The following is a 26,293-nucleotide window of genomic DNA, read 5'->3' on the forward strand; positions in this document are numbered from 1 at the left end:
TTCGGGGAACGTGTCCACCAGGACACACACCCGTACGGCAGGAGGACGCGCCATGAGCGACGACGCCGGGGGCGACGGCAACAGCGCCTACGGACACAAGGCCTTCAAGCGGTCCAGGAGCCATTTCGCCGACCGGATCACCGCCGACGGCCGGGACGGCTGGCCGGTGGCGGCCGGGCGTTACCGGCTGGTGGCCAGCAGGGCCTGCCCGTGGGCGAGCCGCGCGCTGGTCTCCCGAAGGCTGCTCGGCCTGGAGGACGCCCTCTCGCTGGCCGTCGTCGACCCGATCCAGGACGACCGGAGCTGGCGCTTCACGCTCGACGCCGACGGTCGCGATCCGGTCCTCGGGATCCACTTGCTGAGCGAGGCCTACGACCGGCGGGAGACCGGCTATCCCGGCGGGGTCAGCGTGCCCGCGATCGTGGACGTGCCGAGTGGCGCGCTCGTCACCAACGACTACCAGCAGATCACCCTCGACCTCGCCACCGAGTGGAGCGCACTGCACCGGCCCGGGGCTCCGGATCTGTACCCGCGGGCGCTGCGCGACGAGATCGACACGGTGATGGCCCAGGTGTACGAGGACGTCAACAACGGTGTGTACCGGGCGGGCTTCGCGACGAACCAGGAGGAGTACGAGGCCGCGTGCACGGCCGTGTTCCGGCGGCTGGAACTGCTGACGGACCGCCTGGCCCGGCGGCGCTACCTCGTCGGCGACACGATCACCGAGGCGGACATCCGGCTGTTCACCACTCTGGTCCGTTTCGACCCGGTGTATCACGGACACTTCAAGTGCAACCGCTGGAAGCTGGCGGAGAACCCGGTGCTGTGGGCGTACGCCCGCGATCTGTACCAGACGCCCGGGTTCGGCGACACGGTCGACTTCGACCACATCAAGCGGCACTACTACCAGGTGCACACGGGCATCAACCCGACCGGCATCGTGCCCCTCGGGCCCGAGCTGTCCGGCTGGCTGACGCCGCATCACCGCGCGGAACTCGGCGGCCGGCCCTTCGGCGAGGGAACACCGCCGGGGCCGGTGCCGCACGGTGAGGAGATCCCGCCGCGGGGCAGGCCGGGGCGGCCCTGACTCTCGGTCCGCACCGCCGACCCACGTACCCGAAGCAAGGAGACACAAGTGGCCAAGAAGAAGAAGCTCCCGCTCGCCTACCAGCCCGTCGGATTCGTGCTGGGCTGGGCGGGCGGTGCGCTGGCCGGGAAGGCGTTCCGCGCCACCTGGAAGGCCATCCGGCATGAGGACGACGCACCCGACGCGCTCGACGCGGACCGTCGTTGGGGCGAGATACTGCTGGCCGCGGCGGTCCAGGGCGCCATCTTCGCCGTGGTGCGCAGCGCCGTGGACCGCGCGGGCGCCACGGCCATCCAGCGCACGACCGGGGTGTGGCCCGCGCAGGACAAGGGCGGCCGGGACTGAGCACGCCCCGGGACTGAGCACGCCCGGCCTGAGCCCCGCCCCGGGGCTCGGTCCGCCCCGGCCCGGGCCCGGTGACGGGTGCCGCTCCGGGGCGCCGCCGACTCCAGCCGCGCTCAGCCCTGCTTCGGGGCCTTCTGCCGGACCCGGCGGAGGGTGAACGTGTGGCCGGACGGGTCGGAGCAGCCCCGCTCCTCGTACGGGCCGGGGCCGTCCTTGGCCTCCAGCGGGCGGCCACCGAGTTCCACGACCCGGCGCTCCACCGCGTCCAGGTCCTCCACCAGGAAGTCCAGGTGGACCTGGAGGGAGTTCTCGGGGCGCGGCCAGCTCGGCGGGGTGGCGTTGGCGTCGCGCCGGAAGGCCAGCCGCAGTCCGTCAGCGGCCTTTACCTCCACCAGGTTGGCGCTCGCTTCCGTCTCCTCGGCCCCGAGCAACTCCTTGTAGAAAACGGCGAGTTTCTCGGGCTCGGCGCAGTCGAGCACCACGACGCCCGCGGTCACCTGTGACATGTCCCCTCCGAAGGTCCCGGCGGCGGTACCGGGTGTCCTGCCGCCCTTCCCTCACGGATATCCCCACCCCGCCGAATCAGTCGGCGGCCGGCTCCCGCCCCTGTCCTCGGCTCGTTTCCGCCCGCCCCGGGAGTCCCGTTCCGGCCCGGGCGTACCGGTCCGATGGACGGAACTCGGCCAAAGAGTCCGGCGGCCCGGCCCAACTCGGCCGCAATTCGATGACATATGTCAACCGAACATGCTGGAATTCACTCCATCGAGGGTAACTTGCAGAGCGGGGAGGGCGGTTGCGCCACCTGATCCGCGAACCCCGTCGCTACGTGAGGCCGGTTGGAGGCGATGTCGTCGTGGCGAACGAATCCGCGCTGCTCACCCGGCACCTGCACGTGCGCCGTGAACACGGCCACACCGTGCTGGAGTTCCACGGCGAGATCGACATCGCCGCGGCGGCGCAGATCACCCCGCACCTGGACCGGGTCACGGACCGGCCCGAGGCCCGGGTGGTGATCGACCTGAGCGGAGTGGACTTCTTCGACTGCTCCGGACTGCGGCTGCTCTACCGGGCCCGGAGCCGGGTCCTGGGGCGGGGCGGGGAACTGCGCCTGGTGTGCGCGCACCCGCTGACCCTGCGCGTGATGAGGGTCACCGGTCTGGCCCGCCTGCTGCCGCCGCGTCCGACCCTGGAGGCGGCCCTGGACCGGCCCGAGGCCACGTCCGGCCCGTTCTGACCACGCCCGCCCGGCGGCGGGTCAGCCGCGCGGCGCGTCGAACAGCGCGCTGACGGACTCCCCGTTGTGAATGCGGCGCACGGCCTCGGCGAGCGCCGGGGCGATGGACAGGACCCGCAGCTTGTCCCCGTACCGCCGGTGCTCCTCGCTGTCCTCCACCGGCACCGGCACGGTGTTGGTGCACACGATCTCCAGCACGTCCGGCTGGTCGGTGAGCCGCTTGAGCGCCCCCGCCGCGAACAGGCCGTGCGTGCAGGCGACGCGGATGGACCGCGCTCCCGACTCGCGCAGCCGCTCCAGCAGTTCCAGGACCGTGCTGCCCTTGGCGATCTCGTCGTCCAGCACGATCACGTCCCGCCCGGCCACGTCCCCGATGACCGAGCCGATGCTCACCCGGTCGTCCGCGTAGCGCTGCTTGGCGCCGGCCGCGACCTGAGCGCCGATCAGCCGGGCGAACGCGGCGGCCTCCTTGGCGTTGCCCAGGTCCGGCGAGACCACGGTGGTGCGGGACAGGTCGTACCGCGCGAAGTGCGCGGCCAGCTCGCGCAGCGCGTGCAGGTGGTCGACGGGCACCGAGAAGAAGCCGTGCACCTGCGGGGCGTGCAGCGTCATGGCGAGGACCCGGCCCGCGCCGGCCGCGACCAGCAGGTCGGCCACCAGCCGGCCGCCGAGCGAGATGCGCGGGGCGTCCTTCTTGTCCGAGCGGGCGTAGGAGTAGTGCGGCATGACGACCGTGATGCGCCCGGCGGAGGCGCCGCGGGCCGCGTCGCACATCAGCAGCAGCTCCACCAGGTGCTCCTGCACCGGTCTGACCAGTGGCTGGACCAGGAAGACGTCCCGCTCCCGGCAGTTGGCACGCAACTGCACCTCGAGACAGTCGTTGGCGAACCTGCTGACCCGGGTCGGGCTGAGCGGTACCCCCAGATGGGCGCAGACCTCCGCGGCCAGCTCGGGATGGGCACTGCCGCTGAACACCGCGATGTCTCGCACGATCCGCTCCTCGCATGATCATGGTTGGTGATCATTCGTGCACATTCGGACTGCCGGGCTCATGCTACTGACCGCGCCCGCCCGTCGCCGCTCATGCGCCACGCGGCCCCGCGCCCCGCCCCTCCGCCCGGCGCTCCCCCGCCGGACGGCGCCGGGCCCGCCCTGCCGCCGCTCCCCCAACTCGACTGCCTGACAGAGGATTCGGCGGGCATCCGCTGGAGGAGGAAGGAGGAGCGTCGCATGACGACTTCCATCGAACGACCGCCCCGGCGCGTGCCCGGGTGGGCGAAGGCGGTGGGCGCGCTGGTGCTGGTGCTCGCGGTGCTGTTCGCCGGGATCCGGCTGGCCGTGCTGCCGGGGATCAAGGACCTGTTCGGCACCGAGTCGCACGACCGCTCGGGCCCCGCGCTCCTGAGGGCCGTCCAGGACATGAGCCGGTACGACGCCGCCTCCGGCAGCTTCCAGGTCGTGGTGGACCTGGAGAAGGACGCCAAGTACCTGCCGGACGCGATCCGCGGCACCCGCACCCTGTACGTCGGGGCCGGCACCGTGGACGCCTACGTCGACCTCGGGCAGGTCGGCGACGAGGACGTGACGGTCGACGGCGACCGCACGTCGGCCACGCTGCGGCTGCCGCACGCGCGGCTGGGCGGCCCGGCCCTGGACACGGACCACTCCTACGCCGTCTCCAAGCAGCGCGGGCTGCTGGACCGGCTCGGGGACCTGTTCTCGGACAATCCCAACAGCGAGCAGGCCGTGCAGCGGCTCGCCGTGAAGCACATCGGCGAGGCGGCCCGGGGCAGCGGGCTGACCGCGCGGGCCGAGACCAACACCACGCGCATGCTCCAGGGGCTGCTCAAGTCCCTCGGCTTCACGCAGGTGCGCGTCACGTACGGGAGCTGATCAGCCCGTGACGCCCGGCAGGGCCAGCGCCCCGAGGAGCGTGGCGCCCACCAGCAGCCAGGCCACGTAGTCGCCGACGTGGCCCGACTGCAGCCGCCGGAGCGACAGCGCCCAGCCGGGCGCGGCCAAAAGCTGGGGGCGGGCGACGGCCACACCGGCCAACGCCACCGCCAGCACGCTCGACAACAGGTCCAGCAGCACCCCGGTCACGGTCCAGTGAACGGAGGTGAACACTCCCCAGGTCCCGGCCTCGTCCACCGCCCGCCCCACCGCCTGGGCGAAGCCGGGCACCGCGCCCACGGCGAGCGCCGCGGCGAGCAGTACCGCCGGGACCGTCCGCATGGTGCCCGGCACCTCGTCCAGCCGCTGCCGGGTCTCCGGTTCCTCCTCCTCGGAGCCGGAGGTCTTGTCCTCGTCGCGTTCCCCGCCGTCCCGTTCCCGGGGCCGCGGGCCGAGGCCGAGGAAGACGCGGGCGGCGACCCGGAGCACCGCCGCTCCGGTGAGCGCGGAGGCGGCGACGTACAGCACGGTGAGCGGGCCCCCCACGGCCTCCTCGCTGACGGCCTTGCCCAGGCCGGTCCCGAAGGGCGGCAGCCCGGCCAGGGCGAGCGCGCCGACGGCGAACATGACGCCGACACCGCGCAGTCGCCTAGCGCGGCCGTGCAGGAAGAACTCGTCGACGCTGCCGTAGCGGTCGAGCAGGATGCCGGCGCAGGCGAACAGGGCGGCCTTCACACCGGCGTGGCCGAGGACGTACAGCGCGGTCCCCTCGTCGGCCTCGGCCTTCAGCACGCCGATGCCGACGAGGAACAGTCCGGTGTGGGCGATGGTGGAGAAGGCGAGCAGGCGTTTGATGTGCCGCTGGTACCAGCACATGACCGAGCCGACCGCGCCGGTCAGCACGCCGAGCACCACCAGGGCCCGGGACGCGTCCGCCGCCGGGATGCCGCCCGGCCCGGAGAAGACCAGCCCGTACACCCGCCAGACGCCGAAGACGCCGAGCTCCACCATGACCCCGGACAGCAGCATGCACACCGGTGTGGGCGCGACCGCGTGCGCGTCGGGCAGCCAGAACTGGAAGGGCACGGCGGCGGCCTTCACCAGCAGGCCGGTCAGGAACAGCACGAAGCCGGCGAGGGCGAGCGCGTCGGGTCCGTGGTGCCCGGCGGCCGCGTCCAGGCCGTGGCCGATCTTCGCCATGGCCAGTTCGCCGGTGCGGGCGTACAGCAGGGCGATCCCCATCAGCATGAAGTAGGCGCCGAGCGAGTTGACGACTCCGAAGGACAGGCCGCCCTGGACGGCCCTGGCCTCGTCGATGCGGTACCCGGTCAGGGCGTAGGCGACCACGCTCATCAGTTCGAAGAACACGAAGGCGTTGAACAGGTCCCCGGCGATCGCGAAGCCGCACATGCCGCCCTGGAAGAGCAGTAGCAGCGCGGGGAAGGAACCGGCGTGGCCGCGCGGCGGCTCGTCGAAGTAGTGCCAGGAGTACGCCAGCGCGGCCAGCGTCAGCACCGAGACCAGCGCCGCCATGCCGAGGCTCGCCCCGTCCCCGATCAGCACGATGCCGACGCTCTCGCCGCTCCGCGGGAACCAGCCGCCGACCCATTCGACGAGTGCCGGCGAGGAGTCGGACAGCAGCCGGACCGCCAGCGCGGCCGTGGTCGCGGAGGCCAGACAGGCGACGGTCTCGGCGACGAAGCGGGGCAGGAAGCGGCCGCCGGCGACGAGCAGCGCGGCGCCCAGCAGCGGAACGGCGGGCAGCAGCGGCAGCAGACGGTGCATCAGCCGCGCAGCTCCCTCAGTTCGTCGGGGTCGACCGTGCCGTGCCGCTTGGAGATCTGCACGGTCAGCGCCAGCAGCAGCGCGGTCACCGTCGCTCCGACGACGATGTCGGTGAGGGTGAGCGCCTGGACGACCGGGTCCACCACGGGCCGCGAACCGGGCCGGATGTCGGAGAAGACGGGCGCGGTGCCGCCGTCCCGGTAGCCGACGGCCAGCAGCAGGACGTAGGTCGCGCACTGGCACACGGCCAGGCAGCCCACGGCGTGGATCAGGTTCCGGCTGGTGGCCAGGCCGTAGCAGCCGATCAGGAACACATACGCGGCGATCAGGTACGGAAGGACGTGCATGACGGCGCTCACGGTGCTCTCACTCCCCGTTCCCCTCCTCGATCTCGACGGCCTGGTCCAGGAAGCGGGCGAGCAGCACGACGACCGCGCAGGCGACCTCCATGCCGATGGCCGCGTTCAGCAGCGGGACGGTGCCGCCGGAGGAGAGCGTGTTGAACGTCCCGTACGGCAGCAGCGTGTTGGCGAGGAACGCGGTGCCGGCCAGGACGCCGGCGAAGCCCAGCACGAGGTAGGCGGAGGCCGACAGCGCGTCGCCGATCTCGTACGCCTCCACCGGGCGGACGCGTTCCAGGGCGGCGTAGTCGGCGCCCAGGTACATCAGGTGCAGGGCGGAGGCGGCGACCACGCCGCCCTGGAAGCCGCCGCCGGGGCTGAGCTGCCCGTGCGCGATCACGTACAGGCCGGTGACCAGGGCGACGGGCAGGACGGCCAGGGCGTAGCGGCGGACGGGCGCGGCCACCTCGCCGGGCCGCGGCCGGCCGCGGTGTTCGTCGCGGGCCTGCCGCAGCAGCACGACGCAGCCGAGGACGGCCGCGAAGAGGATCGACATCTCGCCCATCGTGTCGAAGGCGCGCTGGTCGAAGTTGACGGAGGCGATGGTGTTGGCGGTGTGCCGGGCGAGGGCCGCGCGCACGGCACGGTCGCCGTAGGGGTGCCGCGGGCCGCCGAAGCCGGGCAGCCGCAGACAGGCGGCGACGAGCAGCGCGGCGAGGCCCCCGCCGCCCAGGAGCACCAGCCACAGCCTGCCGCGCGGCGTCACTCCTCGCCGTCCTTGCCCTCGGCGGAGCGCCGCCGGACCTTGCGCACCGAGAGCATGATCAGCAGCGGGGTCAGCACCGAGCCCACGGCGAGCTGCGACAGTCCGACGTCGGGGGCCTGCAGGACGGTGAAGAGCACCGCGAGCGCGGTGCCGAGGACGGCCAGGACCAGGGCCTGGCGGGTGGGGTCACGGTTGACGACGGCGGCGGTCGCACAGCCGGCGACGAACAGCAGGGCCAGGACGATCACCGCGTCAGCCACGGTCGCGCACCCCCGCGAAGCCGCCGGCCAGTGCCCGGGAGGCGATGAGGTTCCCGCCGACCACCAGCGCCCCGACGATCAGGAGCTTCACCATGGCCCGGCCGGGTCCGGCGACCGCGCACAGCACCACGACGACCACCGCGCCGACGGCCGCGGTCGCCCAGGTCGGTCCCCAGGCCCGCGGCGGGTCCTCGGCGAGTTCGTCGGCGAGCAGCCGGGCGAAGACCAGGGTGCCGACCGGGCCCAGCAGGGCCAGGAGCAGCGCGAGGTCGACGTAGGCGGTGCGGCCGTAGCCCTGGGCGAGCAGCAGCAGACCGGGGCAGACCACGGCGGTGGACAGGTTCTGGGCGACGACGCGGCGGCCGAGCGGCCCGGTGGCGACGCCCCACAGGGTCGTGGCGAGACCCACGGCCAGCACGACCGTCGCCGCGAGGATCCAGCCGTTCACCGGCGTGCCACCGCCCGCCGGCCGGCCCGCGCGATCAGCGCGCCCACGCCCGCGGCGCCCGCGCCGACCACCCACTCCAGGGTGTAGACGGTGCTGATCAGCATCAGCCACAGCACGACGAGCGCGGCCCACCAGGCCAGCACCTCGCCCGTGGCGAGGAGGGCCGTACGCGCCTTCACACGCCACCTCCGCGGGCTCGGTCGTCTTCGTCGATGCGTGCCGTACGTGCCGTACGGCGCCTCCCGGCATCCAAACACCGTCCCGGTTGCGGGGCGGTCGGCGGCGCGCGGGTCCGGGACCCGGATGCCCCGTCAGCAGCAACGGAAACCGGCCGGCTCCGCCGTGCCGGGGCCGCCGGCGGACGGGCGGGCGGCGGCATCGCGGGACCGTTCGCGGGTAACCGGCTTGACAGCCAGGGTTGTTGACGACTGGAGGACCGAATGGCCCGCTTGGCGCTCCGTCCGCGTGATGCCGCGCGCCCCCGCCGCCGCTTCCGTCCCGGCGGCGGTTTCCGCCTCGGCGGTGTTCTCCGCCGGGGCGGCGCCCCCGGCGAGGGCGGAGTGTTCCGCCGGGGCGGTGTGTACGGGGGTCGCACGGGCAAGGTCCGCCGGGCCGGGGCGCCCGCCGGGGGCGGGCGGCCGGACGGCGGGGAGCGCCGGCCGGCGCCCTGGCCGCTGCGGCTGCTGGCGATGGTGTGCGCCTTCGTCTTCATGGTGGCGTTCGCGGTCGTGCTGGCCCGGCTGACGCTGGAGCCGTCGCCCGCGTCGGCGTCGCTGGCGCACACCAATCTGCGTCCGGGCCGCTCGCTGCGGGAATATCTGGACCAGCCGGAGCTGCGTGACGCGGTCAAGCAGATCGGCGGGAACCTGCTGCTCGGGGTGCCGTTCGGGGTGCTGGTGCCGGTGGTCGCGCCCCGGGCGCGGGGACTGCTGCGGGTGCTGCTGCTGACCGCGACCGTGATGCTGCTGGTGGAGTTCGCGCAGGGCGCGCTGATCACCGGGCGGGCCTTCGACGTCGATGACGTCATCCTCAACACGGCCGGGGCGCTGGTGGGTTACCTGCTCCTGGGCCGGCGCATGGGACGGGCCGTGCACGCGCGCCGGCAGCACTGAGCGCGGGTGGGAACCGGTCCGGCCCACTGTATTGACGCCGCCTTAATTCATGCCTTGAATCAAGAGGCGACACTCACCCGCCCCACCCCCCACGACAGTCCGGCGTGCCCGCGTTCCGGGCCGCCGTACGGAAGGGAGAGCCGTGGCCTCCCCACGCCTGCTCCGCAGATGCCTGCTCGCCGCCCTGTCCGCCGTGCTCGTCGGCTCGGCGGCGATCGGCCCCGCCCACGCGGACACCCCGGCGTCCGCCGCCGTCGCGACGTTCTCCGACACCTTCGACGGACCGGCCGGCGCGGCCGTCGACTCCGCCAAGTGGCAGACGGAGACCGGCGACAACGTCAACAACCACGAGCGGCAGTACTACACTCCGGGCACCCGCAACGCCGCCCTGGACGGCCAGGGGCACCTGGTCATCACCGCCCGGCGCGAGAACCCGGCCAACTACCAGTGCTGGTACGGAACCTGCCAGTACACCTCGGCCCGGCTGAACACCTCCGGGAAGTTCACCGCCCAGTACGGACACGTCGAGGCGCGGATGAAGATCCCGCGCGGGCAGGGCATGTGGCCGGCCTTCTGGATGCTCGGCGCACCGGTCAACTGGCCGGACTCGGGCGAGATCGACGTCATGGAGAACGTCGGCTTCGAGCCCTCCACCGTGCACGGCACCATCCACGGCCCCGGCTACTCCGGCTCGGGCGGCATCGGCGCCGCCTACACGCTCCCGAACGGGCAGGCGTTCGCGGACGCCTTCCACACCTTCGCCGTCGACTGGGCGCCCGGCTCGATCACCTGGTCGGTGGACGGCACCGTCTACGAGCGCCGCACGCCCGCCGACCTCGGCGGGAAGACATGGGTGTTCGACAACAAGCCGTTCTTCCTGATCCTGAACCTGGCGGTGGGCGGCTACTGGCCGGGCGACCCGGACGGCTCGACCGCCTTCCCGCAGCAACTGGTCGTCGACTCGGTCTCGGTCACCACCGGCTCCACCCCCGCCGCCACCGCGATCCGGGGGCTGGCCGGCAAGTGCGTGGACGTGGCCGGCGCCAACCCCGCCAACGGCACCCCGGTCCAGCTCTACGACTGCAACGGCACCGGCGCCCAGCAGTGGACGGTCGGCTCCGACGGCACGCTCCGCGCGCTCGGCAAGTGCCTCGACGTCACGGGCAACGGCACCGCGGACGGGGCCACCGTCCAACTGTGGGACTGCACCGGCGGCCCCAACCAGAAGTGGGCCGTCTCCGCGGCGCACGACATCGTCAACCCGCAGGCGAACAAGTGCCTGGACGTCACCGGCAACAACTCCGCCAACGGCACCCGTCTGCAGATATGGACCTGCACGGGCGGCGCCAACCAGAAGTGGACGGTGGGCTGAGCGGGACGAAAGCCTCAGGAGGCGGGGCCGGGCGACCCGGGCGTCCGGCGACGGGTCCGGGCCACCTGGGCCCTCAGTGGTGGGTCCAGGTGAACTTGTCGCCGCCCACCCAGCGGACCACGTCCGGATCGTCCAGGTCGTGGACCCGGATGCCGAACGCGGCGGCGGCCTGGAGGACGTCGGTGACGGTCCTGGCCTCGCCGACCACCTCGCCGTCGATCTCCACGATGCGGAACGGCGGCGTGCCCGGCTGCACCCCGAGCACCAGGATCCGCGGCCGGGAGATGTAGGGGCTCGCGCTCTCGGTCATGTCATCAAGCCTAGTGCCGCGACCGGCGACGCTCGCCCCGTCACGACGCCCGGCACGCCGCGCCGGGGCCCTTCGGGCGGGGCCCCACCCGCCGTGCCGGCCGGACGCCGCGTACGTCCGGTACGAGGCTTCCGGCCGGCGCTCCCCCGGTCCGCGGCCGGGACCTCCGGGGCACGCGCCGGACGGCCGCTCCGCGTCGGGCGGACGCCGCCTGCCGCGGCACCGGGTCCCCCGCGCGCCGGGCTCCTCAGGGCCGCCGCCAGTCGTCGCCGGTCAGGTGGGAGCCGGCCATGGGCCCCATCCGCAGCATCCCGCCGTCCACGGCCCACGACGCCCCGGTGACGTAGGAGGCGTCGGGGCCCGCCAGGAAGGCGATCACGGCGGCGACCTCCCGGGCGTCGCCGGGCCGGCCCAGCGGCACGCCGGGGCGGTGCTCGGTGTGCACGTCCGTGTCCTCCTGGCCGGTCATGGGCGTGGCGATCTCGCCGGGCGCCACCGCGTTCACGGTGATGCCGTGCTCGGCCAGCTCCAGGGCCATCACCTGGGTCAGCAGACCGAGGCCGCCCTTGGCCGCGCAGTACGGGGCGGCGCCCACCCGCGGCTGGTGCTCGTGCACCGAGGTGACGTTCACGATCCGGCCGCCGTCGCCCTGCGCGATCATCCGCCGGGCCGCCTTCTGCCCACAGAGGAACGGCCCGACCAGGTCCACGTCCAGGACCCGGCGCACGTCCTCCAGACCGAGGTCGAGGAAGGGTGTGGCGGTGCCGGTGCCGGCGTTGTTGACCAGTACGTCGATCCGGCCGCCCAGTTCGCCGGCCAACTCGTCCAGGGCGTCGGCCGCGGCGGGCAGCCGGGTGAGGTCCATCCGGGTGACCGCGGCCCGGCGCCCCTTGGCACGGACCTCCTCGGCGGTCTCGTCGGCGCCCTTCTCGTCGCTGTGCCAGGTGATCCCGATGTCCAGTCCCGCCTCGGCCAGACGGACGGCGGTGGCGCGTCCGATGCCGGAGTCGGCGCCGGTGATCACGGCCACCCTGGTGGCGGCCGGCGAAGGGACGGACATGACACGGTCCTCCTGCGGTGCGGGATCTCGGACGGCCGGCGGACGGCCGGCGGAGAGGCGCGGGTACCCGGGCGCGTACCTGGGCAAACCGGCAGGGGCGTCGAGCCGCCCCGTGGTGCGCTCCGGTGCCATCGGGGAACCCCGGGGGTGGAGGTGGCGATGGACCCCGTCGAGGCACTGGACCGGATCGCCTTCCTGCTGGAGCGGTCCCGGGCGCCCACGTACCGCGTGCGCGCCTTCCGCACGGCGTCCGGGGTGCTGAGCGCACTGCCCGCCGACGAGACGGCGGAGCGCGCCTCGGCCGGGACGCTGGAGTCGCTCAAGGGCGTCGGCCCGAAGACCGCCCAGGTGGTCCGGGAAGCGCTGGCCGGACAGGTGCCCGACTATCTGCGCGGGCTCGAGGGCGAGGCACGACAGCCTCTCGCCCACGGCGGCGAGGAGCTGCTGTCCCGGCTGCGCGGGGACTGCCACCTGCACTCCGACTGGTCCGACGGCGGCAGCCCGATCGCCGGGATGGGCCGGGCCGCGGCGGCCCTCGGACACGAGTGGGCGGTGCTCACCGACCACTCGCCCCGGCTGACGGTCGCCCGCGGACTGTCCCCCGAGCGGCTGCGCGAGCAACTGGAGGTGGTGGCGGAGCTGAACGAGACCTGGGCGCCGTTCCGGCTGCTGACCGGCATCGAGTGCGACATCCTCGACGACGGCTCCCTCGACCAGGAGCCGGAACTGCTCGAACGGCTGGACGTCGTCGTGGTGTCGGTCCACTCCAAACTGCGGATGGACGCCCGTGCGATGACCCGCCGCATGGTGGCCGCCGTCCGCGATCCGCACTCCGACGTGCTCGGGCACTGCACCGGACGGCTGGTGACGGGGCGGGGGCGGCCGGAGTCGGAGTTCGACGCGGACGCGGTGTTCGAGGCGTGCGCCGGGACCGGGACGGCCCTGGAGATCAACAGCCGCCCGGAGCGACTGGACCCGCCGCGCCGGCTGCTGCGCCGCGCGGTCGACGCGGGGGTGCTGTTCTCCGTCGACACCGACGCCCACGCGCCGGGCCAACTGGACTGGCAGGCGTACGGCTGCGCGCGGGCCGAGGAGTGCGGCGTACCGCCCGGGCGCGTGGTGACCACGTGGTCCCGCGAGGAGCTGCTGGACTGGGCGCGCGAGCGCCGGACGCCGTCCCGAGTGGCTGGCGTCTGACGTGGTACCCGGAGGTGCACCGACAAGAACTGGGAGGACCCCGAATGGACCGTGCCGCCGTGTTCGACGTCGACGGAACGCTGGTCGACACCAACCACCTGCACGTCACCACCTGGTGGGAGGCCTTCCGGCAGGCGGGCCACCGGGTGCCCATGCGCGCCATCCACCGGTCCGTGGGGCTGGGCTCCACCGACCTGATCGCCCATCTGCTCGGCGAGGACCGCGACCAGGACCAGGACGCCGACCTGAGCGCCGCCCACACCACGCTCTACGCCCAGTACTTCGACCGGCTGCCCGCGCTCGAGGACGCCGGGCGGCTGCTGCGGCGCCTGCACGAGAACGGCTGGAAGGTGGTGCTGGCCACCTCCGCCAGCGGCCCGGAGCTGGGCGCGCTGCGCCGCGCGATCGACGCGGACGACGCGATCACCGCCACCGCCAGCGCCGACGACGTGGCGGAGGGCAAGCCCGCGCCCGAGCCGGTCGAGCGTGCCCTGGAACTGGCCGGGGTGCCGGCCGAGCGGGCGGTGTTCGTGGGCGACACCGTCTGGGACATGCGGGCCGGCAGCCGGGCCGGGGTGCGCTGCCTGGCCGTGCTGAGCGGCGGCATCCCGCGCGCCGACCTGGAGCAGGCGGGTGCGGACGCGGTCTACGAGGGCCCGGCCGACCTGCTGGCGTCCCTGCCGGACAGCGCGCTGGCCTGAGGAATGTGATGTTCCCCCTGTATGAGACCCCGCGATCGGCGGATACCCGCACGCGATGACGCACGTACCGGACAGTTCAGGACCGACCTCCCCGGCCGACCCGCGAACGGCGGGCCACCCGCCTCCCCGGCGCCGGGCGCACGCCCTGGCCGCGCTGTCGGCCCGGCCGCTGCGCGCCGTGCGCGACGAGGCGCGCCGGGTGGGACGGGCCGCCCGGGCGGTGTGGCGCGGGCCCGGCCGGGAGCGCGATCTGCTGGTGCAGTCGATGAAGGCCGCCGCGGCGGCGCTGCTGGCCTGGCTGGTGGCGAAGGACTGGCTGGGCGATCCGATGGCCCTGATGGCCCCCTGGGTGGCCCTGGTCATGGTGCAGGCCACGGTGTACAGCTCGCTGCGACGGGCCGCCCAGCAGTCCACGGCGATCTGCGCCGGGACGCTGCTCGCCTCGGCCGCGCAGGCGGTGACCGGCGACACCCTGGGCGCGCTCGCCCTCTGTCTGCCGGTGCTCATGCTGCTGGCGAACTGGTCCCGCTTCGGCGACCAGGGCATCTACGGCGCCACCACGGCGGTGTTCACCCTCGCCGCGGGCAGCGTCTCGGCGGCCTCCGTCGGGCACCGGCTGGGCCAGACGGCGCTGGGCGCGGTGATCGGGCTCGCCGTGAACGCGTTCGTCTGTCCGCCGATCCACCTGCGGGACGTGCGGGAGAACCTGGCCGCGGTCGCGCGGGAGACCGGCGACGTGCTGTACGCCATCGCCGCCGAGCTGCGCAGCGGGGACTGGGACGCCCGTTCCACGGCCGACTGGTCCCGCCGCTCCGCCCGGCTGGAGCACCGCCTGGAGACGCTGCACTCGGCCCGCCGCTGGAGCCGGGAGAGCCTGCGGCTGACGAGCGGCCCGCTGCGGGCCCTGGGCCGGGCCCCGTCGCACCTGCCGCCCGACTCGGAGGACGAACGCTGGAGCCGGGTCACCGGGCACGTGCGGGCGCTCACCCGGACGCTCGCCATCGCCGCCGACGAGGACCGGGCGCCCGTGCCGCCGGACGCGGCGGTGCTCGAGACCTACGCCCACCTGCTGGAACTGATCGCGGAGGGGTGCCGCACGGAGAGCGGCCGGCTGCTCGGCGAGCGCCCGGACGAAGGGCCGGACGGGCAGCCGGACGAGCGGGGCGAGGCGACGCGACGGGAGCTGCACCACCGGCTGCAGGACGGACTGCGCGAGCACGCGGCCCGGGAGCCGGCGCCGACGACGGTCCTCGGATCACTGCTCCTGCAGGCCGAGAGCCTGTGGGCGGAGGCCGTGCCGCGCGCCGCACGCGGTCTCGAACCGCAGGGCGCGGCCCGGGGCGCCACCCCCGAGTGACACGGATCACCGCGGAACCCGCACGGCGGCCGGAACACCGGACGGCCGTTCCCCGTTGAACCAGCCGTGGGTGCGGATGGGACAGTGTCCCCGGGCCTCACCTATCGCCCACGGGGACGATCGTCCGGCTGAAGCCCTGTGGAGCGTCTCGCCGAGAGGCGACCGCCATGCGCGCCCACATCCGGACCGCCCCGACCGTGATTCCCCCGTCCGGTCGGGGCTTTCCTTCGTCCGCGTGTGCCGTGCGGGCGCCGCGCTTGACTTCGAGAGCGCTCCAATCCGTAGCGTGCCGGGCATGACCACTACGCCACAGCACAAGATCGGTTCGGGATTCGGCGCGCGGACCACCGCCGACGACGTCCTGCGCGGCGTCGACCTCGCCGGGAAGCTCGCGATCGTCACCGGCGGCTACTCGGGCCTGGGCCTGGAGACCACGCGCGCGCTGACCGGGGCGGGCGCCCACGTGGTCGTCCCGGCCCGCCGCCCCGACGCCGCGCGGGAGGCGCTGGCCGGCACGGACCGCGCGGAGGTCGACGAGCTGGACCTCGGCGACCTGGACAGCGTCCGCGCCTTCGCCGAGAGGTTCCTGGCCTCCGGCCGCACCGTCGACATCCTCATCGGCAACGCCGGGATCATGGCCTGCCCGCTGACCCGGGTCGGACCCGGCTGGGAAGCCCAGTTCGCGACGAACCACCTCGGGCACTTCGCCCTGGTCAACCGGCTGTGGCCGGCGATCGAGCCCGGCGGCGCCCGGGTCGTCTCGGTCTCCTCCCGCGGTCACCACGCCTCCGCCGTCCGCTGGGACGACCCGCACTGGCGGCGGGGCTACGACAAGTGGGAGGCCTACGGCCAGGCCAAGACCGCGAACGTCCTGTTCGCCGTGCAGCTCGACGCCCTCGCCCGCGACCGCGGCGTCCGGGCCTTCTCCCTCCATCCGGGCGGCATCCTCACCCCGCTCCAGCGCCATCTGACCAAGGAGGAGATGGTGGAGCGCGGCTGGATCGACGAGCAGGGCACCGTGCTGGCGCCGGAGCAGTTCAAGACCCCTCAGCAGGGCGCCGCCACCCAGGTCTGGGCGGCGACCTCCCCGCGGCTCGCGGGCATGGGCGGCGTCTACCTGGAGGACTGCGACGTCGCCGAGCCCGCCGGGGAGGGCGAGGTGGGCAGTGGCGTCAAGCCCTGGGCCACCGACCCCGGCCAGGCGGCCCGCCTGTGGGAACTCTCGGCGCGGCTGACGGGCGTGGACGCGTTCGCGGCCTAGCCAGGGCCTGCCGCCGGATACCCGTCTCGTCGCATTCCCGTCTCGTCGCATTCCCGTCTCGTCGCATTCCCGGCTCGTCGCATTCCCGTCGTCGCCGAAGGGCGGCGCCGCGGCGCGCGGCGCGTGCTCGGAGGCATTCCACCCGGCCGGGGCCGAGGGAATGCCGGGCGCAGGTCCCCGTACCGGACGTGCCCGGGCTTTCGCCCGGTACGGCGAGTACGGGCCCTCTTCCGAAAGGCCCGGGGAGCGTGCCGGGCGGCGCGGGACGGTCGGAAGGCCTCGGGGCTGACGAGAACCCGAGGACGGCCCCGCGTGTGCCGGCCGGGCCGTCGGCGTCCGCCGCGGTGCCGGGTTGACCGGCGGGACCCGGGTACTCGGGTCCGCGTCGTCAGCCCCGCCGAGAGGAGCCGAAGGTGAGCAGCGCGTCGGGCAGCAGGGTCGTCGTCACGGGCGCCACCGGCAATGTCGGTACCAGCGTCGTCCGTCTCCTCTCCGAGGATCCGGAGGTCGCCTCGATCCGGGGGCTGGCCCGCCGGATCCCGGGGTGGTCGCCGCCCAAGACGGAGTGGGCGGCGGTCGACGTGTCCTCCGAGCAGGCCGGTCTGGCCGGGGAGTTCGAGGGCGCGGACGCCGTGATCCATCTCGCCTGGGCGTTCCAGCCGACGCACGACCCGGCGACGACCTGGCGCACCAACGTCCTCGGCAGCATCCGGGTCTTCGAGGCGGTGGCCGCCGCCCGGGTGCCGGTACTCGTGCACGCGTCCTCGGTCGGCGCGTACTCTCCGGGACCCAAGGACCACGCCGTGGACGAGTCCTGGCCGACCCACGGCTGGCCGGACGCCGCGTACACCCGGGAGAAGGCGTACCTGGAACGGGCGCTGGACACCTTCGAACGCGACCACCCCGACATCAGGGTGGTGCGGATGCGCCCGGGGTTCCTGTTCAAGGCGGAGTCGGCGAGCGAGCAGCGGCGCATCTTCGGCGGCCGGTTCCTGCCGGGCCCGCTGGCGCGGCCGGAACTGCTGCCGTTCCTGCCGGACATCCCGGGCCTGCGGGTCCAGGCCCTGCACACCGACGACGGCGCCCGCGCCTACCGACTCGCGCTGCGGCACGAGGTGCGGGGCGCGTTCAACCTGGCCGCCGACCCGCCGCTGGACGCCAAGGTGCTGAGCGAGATGATGGGCGCCCGGCCGGTGCGCCTGCCGCGCACCGCCGCCCGCTCGGCGATCGCCGCCGCATGGGGACTGCGGCTGCTGCCCGCCTCGCCCCACCTCTTCGACGCGGTGCTCCGCCTCCCCCTGCTGGACTGCACCCGGGCCCACACCGAACTGGGCTGGCGACCGGAGTACACGGCGACCGAGGTCCTGAAGGAGTTCCTGCGCGGGCTTCAGCACGGTGAGGGCGCGGACACCGAGCCCCTGCGGGGCCGCAAGGTCGGCTGAGCCGTCTCCCGGGCCCGCGGCGGAGGGCCGCGGGCCCGGGAGACGGGTTCGGCCGGGCTCCGACCCGGGGGTCCCGGGTCGGAGCCCGGCCGAACCCGGGGCGGAGCCCGGTCCGCGAACCCTGGGTGGAGCCGGGCGCGGTCAGCCGGGCGGCTCTTCCGGTTCGGGCTGTTCCTCGGGTCGCGCCGCGTCCGGCTGCGGGGCGCCCCGCCGGTCCGTGCCCGCCTCGTCGGTGTCGGGCACCTTGTCCGCGGCGGGCCCGGACCGGGGGCTCCCGGTACCGGCGGACCGGTCGGCGGCCTCCCAGGGGTCCTCGCCCCCGTGGGCCTGCTGGTCCGGCATGTCCCGAGGGACGGGCCTGCCGTTCTCGCCGGGTGCTTCGCTGCGGTGGTCGGTCACGGGGTACTCCCTTCGCGTCGTGGGCCGACGCGCGAGTACCTCCGCGGTGACCTGCGAAACCCGCCCGGCGGCGCGCGGGCACCCCCCGGCGCGGGTGCCGTTCACCCGGGCGGGGCGGGCAGGCCGTCAGCCGGGCAGGCGCAGGGCGCGCATCTGCTCCGCCAGCGGGCCGAGGCCGACGTCCTGCCGGCGCTCGTCGAGGGTCCGCGGCCGGCGGACCGGGTACGGGCGCAGCGTCGCGGGGTCGATCCGCGTGCCGTAGAACTGCGGCTGGCCCAGTTCCACCGCGCAGTGGTCGGCGATGTAGGCGAGGTGCACAGCGGGACAGCGGCCGTCGGCCGTGGCCCGCGCGATCAGGTCCCGGCACCGCAGCCGGAAGGCCGGCTCCGGGGCGTGCAGCAGGATCATCAGCGCCGCCGTCGACGCCGCCGTGCCCACGAGAGCGGAATCCGGCCAGCCGTACCGGCGCACGATCGTCCGGAGCGCCTCCGCGTTCTCGCGCCGGCACCGGGCGACCCGGCGCCGGCGGTCCGGCGTGGGCGCGGTGCCCGTCTCGCTCGTCAACCGCCGGTCCTCGCCGGCCCGGCGCAGCAGTTCGTCCGCCAGCGCCGCGACGAGCGCCGCCGGCACGGCGGACTCCGCAGACCCCGGTGGCGGCTCGTCCGCCGCGTGCGCCCGCGGCGGCGGGGTGGCCGCCGGTGGTGCCTGCGGCCCGGTTCCCGTCCGCCCCGTCGTACTCCTCGCCGTCCGCGCGGCGCACTCCGGGCCCGGCCGGAACCCCTCGTACGCCCCGAGCGGGCCCCCGTCGTGCGACCCGGGCCGCGGTGCGTCGTCCGGACCCGGCCTGACCTCGTCGTCCGGACCCGATCCGACCGTACGATCGGGACCGGTCGCCGTACCGGGGCACTCGGCCCGGTCGCTCACGGCGACGCTCCCCGCAGCCGCAGCGTGAACCACACCTTCTTGCCCGGGGCGCCCGGTTCGGGCGGGGCCATTCCCCAGTCGTCCGCCAGTGCGGCCACGATGGCCAGACCGCGTCCCGACTCGGCGGCCGCGTCGGCCGCGCGCCGGTGCGGCAGCGCGGGTGAGCGGTCGGCGACCGTCACGCGCAGTACGCGGGCGCACCGTTCGATGGTGAGGGTGACGGAGTCGCACGGGCCCGTCGTACCGTGCTCGACCGCGTTGGAGAAGAGTTCGTCCGTCGCCAGCACCGCGCTGTCGCAGGTGTCGGCCGGCAGTCGCAGACCCACGAGGTGCCGGGTCACCAGGCGCCGTACGACCGACGCCCAGGCGGGATCGGCGGGCACCGTGGAGCGGAAGGGACGAGGCTGCTCGCCGGCGTCCGCCACCGCCTGCGACGGCTCGCGGCGCCGGGCCCGGGACGCCGTCACCGGGCCTCCCCGTCGGACCTCAGCGGTGAGCGGATACGTCTCAGGACACCAGCGGCGACCCTGTCTCTCGCCGGTCGTCCTGACGCTCCGTCGGTCACGGTGGCCATCCAGGTCTCGCCTCGCAGTCCCGTGCGGTGGGGGGCCGCACCGTGCCTGCCGGAACATCAGTTCCGATGTCCTCGCGCGTGATTGGCCCTGACAGCGGGGGATCCGCGCGGCGAATCCCCCGATCACTATGATGTGGGACACACTCGGCTCGCAACCTGCGTTCTGATAATTTCAGACAGATCCGCATCACCCTGTCCGCGTCCTCGGGTGCGTGGGACACTGCACGCTGTGACGGCCGTCGCGGGAGGTCAGGAGTGAGCGGGAACCGCTCTGGGGGCAGCGCGCCCACCGTCCTGCGGATGGTTCTCGGCAGGCGCCTGCGGCAGCTTCGGGAGCGGGCCGGAGTGTCCTTCGGGGAGGCGGCGAGGGCCATCGAGGTCACGGCACTCACGATCCGCCGCATGGAGAAGGCCGAGGTCGGCCTGCGCGTACCGTATGTGCGGGAGCTGCTGCGCGCCTACGGCGTCCCGGCCGCGGAGATCGACGACTTCGTCGCCCTCGCCAGGGAGGCCAACAAGCCCGGCTGGTGGTACAAGTACCGCGACGTACTGCCCGACTGGTTCCGGGCATACGTCAGCCTGGAGAGCGAAGCGAGCGTCATCCGGCTCTACGAACCGCACTACGTGCCCGGCCTGTTGCAGACGTACGACTACGCCCGCGCGCTCCTGCGCGTCGGCTTCCCCAACGCGTCGGAGGAGGACCTCGCCCGTCGCGTGGACCTGCGCGTCCGGCGCCAGGACCTGCTCGCCAAGCCGGACGCCCCGGCCGTCTGGGCCATCCTGGACGAAACGGTGCTGCGCCGTCCGGTCGGCGGCACCGAGGTGATGCGGGCCCAACTGGACCGGCTCATCGAGGTCCTGGACACACCGAAGGTGCGGATCCAGGTGATGCGTTTCGCCGCGGGGGCCCATCCGGGCGCCTACGGCCCCTTCCACCACTTCCGCTTCGGGTTCTCCGAACTGCCCGACGTCGTCTACACGGAGAACCTGACGGGCTCGGTGTACTACGACCGGCCCGAGGACGTCGTCGCCCACCTCGAAGTGCTGGACCGGATGTCCGTGCAGGCGGAACCGGTCGACCGGACCAGGGACATCCTGGTCGAACTGCGTAAGGAGTCGTGACCCATGACATCGGAGGAACCCGACGGGCCCGTCCGCAACGGCATGTCCGCCGGCGGACTGGGGACCGAGGGCTGGCACAAGCCCTGGAGCGGCACCAACGGCGGCTCCTGTGTCGAGGCCAAGCGCCTGCCCGACGGCAGGGTCGCCGTCCGCCAGTCCACGGACCCCGACGGCCCGGCCCTGATCTACACCCGGGACGAGATGATCGCCTTCCTCAACGGCGCCAAGGCGGGCCTGGCCGACTTCCTGGTCGACTGAGCTCCGCCGCCCCGATCCGGTGCTCCGCCGCCACGGTCCGGAACTCCCCCACCGCGCCGGCGGCCGAAACCCGGGCCGGGCACCGGGCGACCGGGCCCGGCCGGAACCTCATGCCGGCCCCGGACCGCGGCGCTCCCCGGGAACAGCCGGACCGCACCCCCGGATCCGGCACCGGACCGCACTCCGGTAGCCGGACCGGAGCCCGGGCCCCGGCCGAACCGGGCCCGGGCCGCCGGCCGGCCCTGCCACACGGGTCCACCCGCACGTCACCTCCCGCCGTGCGGGTGGTCCCGCCCTGCGGACAGCCGATCCCGGATCCCGGGTCGCGCGTCACCGATCCCGCGTCGCTGATCCCGCATCGCGGCCCCGCATAGCGCATCCCGCATCGCGGATCCCGCAACCGACCTCCTCCGCACGGGCGTTGTCGATAGCTTGGACGCAGACCGCGTGACGCACCGCAGGAGACCCCCCATGGCAGACAGCCGCTCCACCCCCGATCAGGACGCGTTGTCCAGGATCGACACGACAGTGCCGCACTCGGCCCGGATCTGGAACTACTGGATGGGCGGCAAGGACAACTACGAGGTGGACCGGATCGCGGGCGACGCCTACCGCGAGCACGCGCCCGCCATCGAGACGATGGCCCGCGCATCCCGCCGGTACCTGATCCGCGCCGTGACATACGTGGCGGGCGAGCTCGGCATCCGCCAGTTCCTCGACATCGGCACCGGGCTGCCGACCTACGACAACACCCACCAGGTCGCCCAGCGCATCGCCCCCGAGTCGCGCGTCGTCTACGTCGACAACGACCCGCTGGTGCTCCGCCACGCCCAGGCCCTGCTCACCAGCACCCGCGAGGGCGTCACCGAGTACCTCGACGCGGACCTGCGCGATCCCGAACGGATCATCGAGCGGGCCGGCCGGATCCTGGACTTCGACCGGCCGGTCGCCCTGATGCTGATGGGCATCCTCGGCCACGTCCAGGACTACGAGGAGGCGAAGTCGATCGCCCGCCGCCTCCAGGCCGCCCTGCCCGCCGGCAGTTGCTTCGTCCACTACGACAGCACCGACACCGACCAGGCGCTCAAGGAGGCCCAGCAGGGCTACGACGACACCGGCGCCGTCCCGTACGTGCTGCGCGGCCCGGAACAGCTGGCCGCCTTCTACGAGGGCCTGGAACCGGTGGAACCGGGGATCGTCTCCTGTCCGCTGTGGCGCCCCGAGCCCGGCACCGTACCCGAGCCCACGGACATCCACGGGGGCGTGGCCCGCAAGCCGTGACGGCGTCGCGGCCCGCGGGCCCGGCCGCGCGGCGCACCGGCCCGGCGAGGCCACGGCCGGCACGCCGCCGGGCCGCGTGAGCTCAGGCGCGGCGTTCCTCCAGAGCGGTCTGCCAGGCGGGGAGCCGGTCCTGCCGGTCCGACTCGGCGCGCCGGCCGCCCCGGGTGAAGAAGTCGGCGAGCGGCAGGATCGCGGCGCCGACGGTGACCGCGTCCGGGCCGAGCCGGCCGAGGTCGATGGTCACCCGCTGGGCCGGGTGGCGCAGCGCGTACGCCGTGGCGTGCCGGCGTACGGAGGGCAGGAACCGGGAGCCGAGCTGGAGCCCGGCCCAGCCGCCGATCAGGATGCGTTCGGGCTGGAAGAGGTTGATCAGGTCGGACAGGCCGGCGCCCAGGTACTCGGCGGTCTCCTCCAGGACGGCGAGGGCGACGGGGTCGGCGTCGGTGCCCTCCGGCGGGTAGGCGGCGGCCAGCATGGCGGTCAGCGCCGTCTCCTCGTCGGTGTCGCGCGGCGGGCGTCCGCCCTCCTCGCGCCAGCGGGCCAGCAGCGACTCCGCACCGGCGTACGCCTCCAGGCAGCCGAGCGCGCCGCACCGGCAGCGGCGGCCCCGCACCCGTACCGTCAGGTGGCCCCACTCCACCGCCCGGCCGCGCTCGACCTCGGGGGTGACCAGGCAGGCGCCGACGCCGGAGCCGAAGAGCACCACGACCGCGTTGCCCGCGCCACGTCCGGCGCCGAACCACATCTCGGCCTGGCCCAGCGTCTTGGCGCCGTTCTCGATGAAGTACGGGACGCTGTCGGGCAGTTGGGAGCCGGTGCGGAGCAGGGCCTCCAGCGGCACCGCGTCCCAGCCGATGGTCTGGCCGTGCACGACGGCGCCGCGGTCCGGGGTGTGCTCGATGATGCCGGGCACACCGATGCCGACACCCAGGAGCCGCTCGGGCGCCGGCCCGGCGGCGGCCAGGACCTCGGCGATCCCGTCCCGGATGTGCCCGGTGATCACGTCCACGTCGTAGCGCTGGGGCGTCAGCGGGCGCTCGGCGCGCGCCAGCTCGGTCAGGGCGAGGTCGAACAGCTCGACGCGCACCCGGGTCTCGCCGACGTCCACGCCGATCATGTGGCCGCTGCCCGGCGCCACCCGCAGCAGGGTGCGCGGCCGGCCGCCGTCGGAGTCGACGCTCCCGGCCTCCTCGACCAGTCCGTCGGCGACCAGGTCCGCGACGACGTTGCTGATCGAACCGGAGCTCAGCCCGGTCGCCGGGCCCAGCTCGAAACGGCTGAGGGGCCCGTCGAAGTACAGCCTCTGCAGTACGGCCGTGCGGTTGGCCCGCCTGAGATCGCGCACCGTGCGCCCGTTCCGCCCCGCCATCTGGCACCCCTTGTCCGAACCCTGCCCGACCTGCAACATACCGCCGTGGGCCACTGCGGGGCGACTTTCCCGCACCCCTTAGTCCACGCAATAAATTAAGCCGTGTCCGAGTTCCGTCGCGTCCCGGCAAAGGATACGGAACGCCGATCCGCCCGGGGTGACCGGTACACCCCGAAAATGACTGGCCTCCCCGCTTCGAACCTGCCTACCCTAGCCTCGTAACTAAAACTATTAGGCACCGGCTCACCACCCGTGCCGCGATCGGCGGGAACCCCCATGCGACCACTCACCGAGCAGGACGTCCGCGACTCGTTCGTCAACTGTTCCAAGGGCGAGGCCAAGCGCCTGGCCGTGCCCCGCGATCTCGACGAGCGGCCCTGGGACGACCTCGACTTCCTGGGCTGGCGGGATCCGGGCGCGCCGGACCGCAGTTATCTCGTCACGGAGCGGGAGGGCAGGCCGGCGGGGGTCGCCCTGCGCTTCCCCTCCTCCCGGCGCAGCTTCCTGCACCGCAGCCTGTGCTCGCTGTGCCTGACCACGCATCCTGGCGGCGGGGTCTCCCTGATGACCGCCCGCAAGGCGGGGGCGGCCGGACGCGAGGGCAACTCGGTCGGCCTGTACATGTGCACGGACCTCGCCTGCTCCCTGTACGTACGCGGCAAGAAGATCCCCGAGTCCGGGGCCCGCTTCGAGGAGAGCCTGACCCTGGAGGAGCAGATCGCCCGGACGACGCGCAACCTCGCCGCCTTCCTCGACAAGCTGTACGTCTGACACCCGCGCGGCGCCGCCGCCCGCCCGGCGCCGGCCGGACCCCCGGGGCGCCGGCCACGGACGGCCGCACTCCCCACCTACCACGTTCGACCTGCGTACGAACGGGGAACAGCGCAAGGGATGCAAGTTGTACGTGAGTGGATGTCGTCCCTCGTCAGGTTGGTGCGGCGGCACCGGGACCCCGTGGTCGTCCAGGCACTGCGGTCGACCGTCGCGGCGACGGTCGCCTATGTGTTCGCCAAGTGGCTGAGCCCGGAACCGGCGCCCCTGACCGCCCCCCTGACCGCCCTGCTGGTCGTCCAGGTCACCCTCTTCGCGACCCTGACCACCAGCATCCGCCGGGTGAACGCGGTGGTGGCCGGTGTCATCGTGGCCATCGCCTTCTCGCTCCTGGTGGGTCTGACCTGGTGGAGCCTGGCCCTGGTGATCCTGGCCGGGCTGGCCGTCGGGCACCTGGTGCGGGTTGACGAGTTCGTGGCCGAGGTGGCGATCAGCGCGATGCTGGTGCTGGGCGTCACCACCGTCGGCAGTACGGCCTGGGCCCGGATCGTGGAGACGCTGATCGGCGCGGCGGTCGGCATGGCCTGCAACCTGCTGCTCGCTCCCCCGGTGTGGACCGAGCAGGCGGGCGAGTCGATCGAGGGGCTGGCACGCCGGATGCGGCAGCTGATGCTGCACATGGGCGACCAGGTGACCGGGGAGACGCCCGTGGAGCGGGCGGCCGCGCGGCTGCACGAGGCGCGCCGCCTGGACCACGACATCGCCGACGTGGACGCGGCCCTGCGGCAGGCCGAGGACAGCCTCCGGCTGAACCCGCGGGTGCGGGAGGGGCTGCTGCACCGGGTGGTGCTGCGCACCGGGCTGGACACGCTGGAGATCTGCACGGTCGTCCTGCGGGTGCTCGCGCGCAGCTTCACCGATCTGACCAAGGCGCGCGAGCCCGATCCGCTGTTCCCGCCGCAGACCGGACCCCTGGTGCGGCAGCTGCTGTGCGAGATCGCCGACGCGGTGGTCAGCTACGCGGTGCTGGTGACCACCGATGTGAGCGTGAGCGCCGAGTCCGCCGAGTCCCGGCTCACCGCCGAGCTGCGGCAGGCCGCCGCCACCCGCGACAAGCTGGCCCAGGCGCTGCTGGAGGAGGTGCAGCGGGACGCGAGCCATTGGCAGTTGCACGGCGCGGTGCTGACCGAGGTGAACCGCATCATCGACGAGATGGACACCGAGCACCGTTCGAAGAGGCTCCTGGAGGAGCTGGACCGGTACACGCGCGCGCGGCGCGAGCGCAGGTCGCGGCTGACCCGGTTCGCGGACCGGCTGGGCGCGCCGGTGAAACTGCGCCGCAACCGGGAGGACACCGCGCCGCGTTCTCTGTGACGGACGACGGAGGAGATCGGCTCATGGCCGGTGCACCCGGTGGGCGACCGGCCGGGCGAGAGCCACGGACTCCGGCAGGGGCGGTCGCCGCGGCAGCCGGGTCGCCCGGCCCCCGGGCGGAGTCCGGTGGCCGCCCGGCCCGGCCCGCGCGTTGCGGTCGGCGCAACGCGTGTTGCCGGTCTTGCACCTGAGCGGTGGTCCAGGCCAAGGTGTCAGTCACGACCGAGTCAGCCGACGAGCCGGGGTGCGG

General features: G+C 74.0%; 30 protein-coding genes. 16 read left to right on the plus strand and 14 right to left on the minus strand.

Annotation, left to right across the window (positions count from 1 at the left end):
* The first annotated feature begins 52 nt into the window (after window positions 1-52).
* Complete coding sequence (locus ACF061_RS25440) at window positions 53-1,087, plus strand: glutathione S-transferase family protein (protein ID WP_392269272.1); 1,035 nt, start codon at window positions 53-55, stop codon at window positions 1,085-1,087.
* Between the two features lie 48 nt (window positions 1,088-1,135).
* Entirely contained in the window at window positions 1,136-1,432 is a 297-nt protein-coding gene (locus ACF061_RS25445) for a DUF4235 domain-containing protein (RefSeq protein WP_392269273.1), read from the plus strand.
* 113 nt (window positions 1,433-1,545) lie between these two features.
* Here ACF061_RS25445 and ACF061_RS25450 read toward each other — a convergent pair whose 3' ends face one another.
* Window positions 1,546-1,938 (minus strand): VOC family protein, encoded by a 393-nt coding sequence (locus ACF061_RS25450; RefSeq protein ID WP_392269274.1) that lies wholly within the window; start codon window positions 1,936-1,938, stop codon window positions 1,546-1,548.
* A gap of 347 nt (window positions 1,939-2,285) precedes the next feature.
* Between ACF061_RS25450 and ACF061_RS25455 the strand changes: the two genes are divergently transcribed.
* The gene (locus ACF061_RS25455) at window positions 2,286-2,666 is read left to right on the plus strand and encodes an anti-sigma factor antagonist (RefSeq protein WP_392269275.1); all 381 of its coding nucleotides are present in this window, start codon (window positions 2,286-2,288) and stop codon (window positions 2,664-2,666) included.
* A gap of 21 nt (window positions 2,667-2,687) precedes the next feature.
* Here the strand turns inward: ACF061_RS25455 and ACF061_RS25460 are convergent, their stop codons facing one another.
* Window positions 2,688-3,656, minus strand: coding sequence for a ribose-phosphate diphosphokinase (locus ACF061_RS25460; protein WP_392269276.1), 969 nt, complete (start codon window positions 3,654-3,656; stop codon window positions 2,688-2,690).
* 240 nt (window positions 3,657-3,896) lie between these two features.
* Here ACF061_RS25460 and ACF061_RS25465 point away from each other — a divergent pair, with 240 nt between their 5' ends.
* Window positions 3,897-4,559, plus strand: a complete 663-nt coding sequence (locus ACF061_RS25465) for a DUF4230 domain-containing protein (protein ID WP_392269277.1) — start codon at window positions 3,897-3,899, stop codon at window positions 4,557-4,559.
* Here the strand turns inward: ACF061_RS25465 and ACF061_RS25470 are convergent, their stop codons facing one another.
* From ACF061_RS25470 to ACF061_RS25495, 6 genes are read right to left on the minus strand one after another with little or no spacing between them, the layout of a single operon-like run.
* Window positions 4,560-6,344: a complex I subunit 5 family protein gene (locus ACF061_RS25470; RefSeq protein ID WP_392269278.1), complete on the minus strand. Its 1,785-nt coding sequence runs from the start codon at window positions 6,342-6,344 to the stop codon at window positions 4,560-4,562.
* Window positions 6,344-6,691 carry a sodium:proton antiporter gene (locus tag ACF061_RS25475; protein ID WP_392269360.1) on the minus strand — a complete coding sequence of 116 codons (348 nt, stop codon included), beginning with the start codon at window positions 6,689-6,691 and terminating at the stop codon, window positions 6,344-6,346. Before ACF061_RS25475 ends, ACF061_RS25470 begins: the two co-directional genes overlap by 1 nt.
* A 19-nt stretch (window positions 6,692-6,710) precedes the next feature.
* Entirely contained in the window at window positions 6,711-7,451 is a 741-nt protein-coding gene (locus ACF061_RS25480; protein ID WP_392269279.1) for an MnhB domain-containing protein, read from the minus strand.
* The gene (locus ACF061_RS25485; protein ID WP_392269280.1) at window positions 7,448-7,711 is read right to left on the minus strand and encodes a Na(+)/H(+) antiporter subunit B; all 264 of its coding nucleotides are present in this window, start codon (window positions 7,709-7,711) and stop codon (window positions 7,448-7,450) included. The genes ACF061_RS25480 and ACF061_RS25485 overlap by 4 nt, the downstream gene beginning before the upstream one ends.
* The gene (locus ACF061_RS25490; RefSeq protein ID WP_392269281.1) at window positions 7,704-8,159 is read right to left on the minus strand and encodes a monovalent cation/H+ antiporter complex subunit F; all 456 of its coding nucleotides are present in this window, start codon (window positions 8,157-8,159) and stop codon (window positions 7,704-7,706) included. Before ACF061_RS25490 ends, ACF061_RS25485 begins: the two co-directional genes overlap by 8 nt.
* Window positions 8,156-8,338: a hypothetical protein gene (locus ACF061_RS25495; RefSeq protein ID WP_392269282.1), complete on the minus strand. Its 183-nt coding sequence runs from the start codon at window positions 8,336-8,338 to the stop codon at window positions 8,156-8,158. The genes ACF061_RS25490 and ACF061_RS25495 overlap by 4 nt, the downstream gene beginning before the upstream one ends.
* Before the next feature lie 261 nt (window positions 8,339-8,599).
* Here ACF061_RS25495 and ACF061_RS25500 point away from each other — a divergent pair, with 261 nt between their 5' ends.
* Entirely contained in the window at window positions 8,600-9,271 is a 672-nt protein-coding gene (locus ACF061_RS25500) for a VanZ family protein (protein WP_392269283.1), read from the plus strand.
* A gap of 142 nt (window positions 9,272-9,413) precedes the next feature.
* On the plus strand, window positions 9,414-10,643 hold the full coding sequence (locus ACF061_RS25505; RefSeq protein ID WP_392269284.1) for a lectin: 1,230 nt from the start codon (window positions 9,414-9,416) through the stop codon (window positions 10,641-10,643).
* Window positions 10,644-10,716: 73 nt separating this feature from the next.
* On the opposite strand, the gene ACF061_RS25510 is transcribed toward ACF061_RS25505, so the two are convergent.
* Together ACF061_RS25510 and ACF061_RS25515 are read right to left on the minus strand one after the other, a co-directional pair.
* On the minus strand, window positions 10,717-10,953 hold the full coding sequence (locus tag ACF061_RS25510) for a hypothetical protein (RefSeq protein WP_392269285.1): 237 nt from the start codon (window positions 10,951-10,953) through the stop codon (window positions 10,717-10,719).
* Between the two features lie 247 nt (window positions 10,954-11,200).
* Window positions 11,201-12,013 carry an SDR family oxidoreductase gene (locus ACF061_RS25515; protein WP_392269286.1) on the minus strand — a complete coding sequence of 271 codons (813 nt, stop codon included), beginning with the start codon at window positions 12,011-12,013 and terminating at the stop codon, window positions 11,201-11,203.
* Window positions 12,014-12,172: 159 nt separating this feature from the next.
* On the opposite strand from ACF061_RS25515, the gene ACF061_RS25520 reads away from it, so the two are divergent.
* The 5 genes from ACF061_RS25520 (at window position 12,173) to ACF061_RS25540 (ending at window position 17,971) form a co-directional block, all read left to right on the plus strand.
* Window positions 12,173-13,210, plus strand: a complete 1,038-nt coding sequence (locus ACF061_RS25520) for a PHP domain-containing protein (RefSeq protein WP_392269287.1) — start codon at window positions 12,173-12,175, stop codon at window positions 13,208-13,210.
* A 44-nt stretch (window positions 13,211-13,254) separates the two neighbouring features.
* Entirely contained in the window at window positions 13,255-13,911 is a 657-nt protein-coding gene (locus tag ACF061_RS25525; RefSeq protein WP_392269288.1) for an HAD family hydrolase, read from the plus strand.
* 55 nt (window positions 13,912-13,966) lie between these two features.
* Complete coding sequence (locus ACF061_RS25530; RefSeq protein WP_392269289.1) at window positions 13,967-15,268, plus strand: aromatic acid exporter family protein; 1,302 nt, start codon at window positions 13,967-13,969, stop codon at window positions 15,266-15,268.
* A 295-nt stretch (window positions 15,269-15,563) separates the two neighbouring features.
* Window positions 15,564-16,529 (plus strand): SDR family NAD(P)-dependent oxidoreductase, encoded by a 966-nt coding sequence (locus ACF061_RS25535; protein ID WP_392269290.1) that lies wholly within the window; start codon window positions 15,564-15,566, stop codon window positions 16,527-16,529.
* Window positions 16,530-16,942: 413 nt separating this feature from the next.
* The gene (locus tag ACF061_RS25540) at window positions 16,943-17,971 is read left to right on the plus strand and encodes an SDR family oxidoreductase (RefSeq protein WP_392269291.1); all 1,029 of its coding nucleotides are present in this window, start codon (window positions 16,943-16,945) and stop codon (window positions 17,969-17,971) included.
* Window positions 17,972-18,112: 141 nt separating this feature from the next.
* On the opposite strand, the gene ACF061_RS25545 is transcribed toward ACF061_RS25540, so the two are convergent.
* From ACF061_RS25545 to ACF061_RS25555, 3 genes are all read right to left on the minus strand, one after another.
* The gene (locus ACF061_RS25545) at window positions 18,113-18,370 is read right to left on the minus strand and encodes a hypothetical protein (RefSeq protein WP_392269292.1); all 258 of its coding nucleotides are present in this window, start codon (window positions 18,368-18,370) and stop codon (window positions 18,113-18,115) included.
* 126 nt (window positions 18,371-18,496) lie between these two features.
* Entirely contained in the window at window positions 18,497-19,000 is a 504-nt protein-coding gene (locus ACF061_RS25550; RefSeq protein ID WP_392269293.1) for a DUF6624 domain-containing protein, read from the minus strand.
* 290 nt (window positions 19,001-19,290) lie between these two features.
* A complete protein-coding gene (locus tag ACF061_RS25555; RefSeq protein ID WP_392269294.1) occupies window positions 19,291-19,761 on the minus strand; it encodes an ATP-binding protein in 471 nt (156 codons plus the stop codon).
* Between the two features lie 407 nt (window positions 19,762-20,168).
* On the opposite strand from ACF061_RS25555, the gene ACF061_RS25560 reads away from it, so the two are divergent.
* The 3 genes from ACF061_RS25560 to ACF061_RS25570 all read left to right on the plus strand — a co-directional run bounded on the left by ACF061_RS25560 (window position 20,169) and on the right by ACF061_RS25570 (window position 22,529).
* Window positions 20,169-20,990, plus strand: coding sequence for a helix-turn-helix domain-containing protein (locus ACF061_RS25560; RefSeq protein WP_392269295.1), 822 nt, complete (start codon window positions 20,169-20,171; stop codon window positions 20,988-20,990).
* 3 nt (window positions 20,991-20,993) lie between these two features.
* A complete protein-coding gene (locus ACF061_RS25565; RefSeq protein WP_392269296.1) occupies window positions 20,994-21,248 on the plus strand; it encodes a DUF397 domain-containing protein in 255 nt (84 codons plus the stop codon).
* Between the two features lie 471 nt (window positions 21,249-21,719).
* Entirely contained in the window at window positions 21,720-22,529 is an 810-nt protein-coding gene (locus tag ACF061_RS25570) for an SAM-dependent methyltransferase (RefSeq protein WP_392269297.1), read from the plus strand.
* Window positions 22,530-22,611: 82 nt separating this feature from the next.
* Here ACF061_RS25570 and ACF061_RS25575 read toward each other — a convergent pair whose 3' ends face one another.
* Window positions 22,612-23,898: an ROK family protein gene (locus tag ACF061_RS25575; RefSeq protein WP_392269298.1), complete on the minus strand. Its 1,287-nt coding sequence runs from the start codon at window positions 23,896-23,898 to the stop codon at window positions 22,612-22,614.
* A 276-nt stretch (window positions 23,899-24,174) separates the two neighbouring features.
* On the opposite strand from ACF061_RS25575, the gene ACF061_RS25580 reads away from it, so the two are divergent.
* A complete protein-coding gene (locus ACF061_RS25580; RefSeq protein WP_392269299.1) occupies window positions 24,175-24,669 on the plus strand; it encodes an FBP domain-containing protein in 495 nt (164 codons plus the stop codon).
* Window positions 24,670-24,789: 120 nt separating this feature from the next.
* Window positions 24,790-26,043, plus strand: a complete 1,254-nt coding sequence (locus ACF061_RS25585) for an aromatic acid exporter family protein (RefSeq protein WP_392269300.1) — start codon at window positions 24,790-24,792, stop codon at window positions 26,041-26,043.
* Window positions 26,044-26,293: the final 250 nt, after the last annotated feature.

This window comes from Streptomyces sp. NPDC015220 (assembly GCF_043079345.1).
In the GTDB taxonomy this organism is placed as follows: Bacteria; Actinomycetota; Actinomycetes; order Streptomycetales; family Streptomycetaceae; genus Streptomyces.

Bases quoted from the DNA above. Each gene is read 5' to 3' on its own strand.
- ACF061_RS25560 (WP_392269295.1), top strand. From the start codon at position 20,169: ATGGTTCTCGGCAGGCGCCTGCGGCAGCTTCGGGAGCGGGCCGGAGTG.
- ACF061_RS25440 (WP_392269272.1), top strand. From the start codon at position 53: ATGAGCGACGACGCCGGGGGCGACGGCAACAGCGCCTACGGACACAAG.
- ACF061_RS25515 (WP_392269286.1), bottom strand. From the start codon at position 12,013: ATGTCCGTCCCTTCGCCGGCCGCCACCAGGGTGGCCGTGATCACCGGC.
- ACF061_RS25510 (WP_392269285.1), bottom strand. From the start codon at position 10,953: ATGACCGAGAGCGCGAGCCCCTACATCTCCCGGCCGCGGATCCTGGTG.
- ACF061_RS25565 (WP_392269296.1), top strand. From the start codon at position 20,994: ATGACATCGGAGGAACCCGACGGGCCCGTCCGCAACGGCATGTCCGCC.
- ACF061_RS25500 (WP_392269283.1), top strand. From the start codon at position 8,600: ATGGCCCGCTTGGCGCTCCGTCCGCGTGATGCCGCGCGCCCCCGCCGC.
- ACF061_RS25450 (WP_392269274.1), bottom strand. From the start codon at position 1,938: ATGTCACAGGTGACCGCGGGCGTCGTGGTGCTCGACTGCGCCGAGCCC.
- ACF061_RS25580 (WP_392269299.1), top strand. From the start codon at position 24,175: ATGCGACCACTCACCGAGCAGGACGTCCGCGACTCGTTCGTCAACTGT.
- ACF061_RS25470 (WP_392269278.1), bottom strand. From the start codon at position 6,344: ATGCACCGTCTGCTGCCGCTGCTGCCCGCCGTTCCGCTGCTGGGCGCC.
- ACF061_RS25530 (WP_392269289.1), top strand. From the start codon at position 13,967: ATGACGCACGTACCGGACAGTTCAGGACCGACCTCCCCGGCCGACCCG.
- ACF061_RS25475 (WP_392269360.1), bottom strand. From the start codon at position 6,691: ATGCACGTCCTTCCGTACCTGATCGCCGCGTATGTGTTCCTGATCGGC.
- ACF061_RS25535 (WP_392269290.1), top strand. From the start codon at position 15,564: ATGACCACTACGCCACAGCACAAGATCGGTTCGGGATTCGGCGCGCGG.
- ACF061_RS25570 (WP_392269297.1), top strand. From the start codon at position 21,720: ATGGCAGACAGCCGCTCCACCCCCGATCAGGACGCGTTGTCCAGGATC.
- ACF061_RS25465 (WP_392269277.1), top strand. From the start codon at position 3,897: ATGACGACTTCCATCGAACGACCGCCCCGGCGCGTGCCCGGGTGGGCG.
- ACF061_RS25520 (WP_392269287.1), top strand. From the start codon at position 12,173: ATGGACCCCGTCGAGGCACTGGACCGGATCGCCTTCCTGCTGGAGCGG.
- ACF061_RS25575 (WP_392269298.1), bottom strand. From the start codon at position 23,898: ATGGCGGGGCGGAACGGGCGCACGGTGCGCGATCTCAGGCGGGCCAAC.
- ACF061_RS25525 (WP_392269288.1), top strand. From the start codon at position 13,255: ATGGACCGTGCCGCCGTGTTCGACGTCGACGGAACGCTGGTCGACACC.
- ACF061_RS25585 (WP_392269300.1), top strand. From the start codon at position 24,790: ATGCAAGTTGTACGTGAGTGGATGTCGTCCCTCGTCAGGTTGGTGCGG.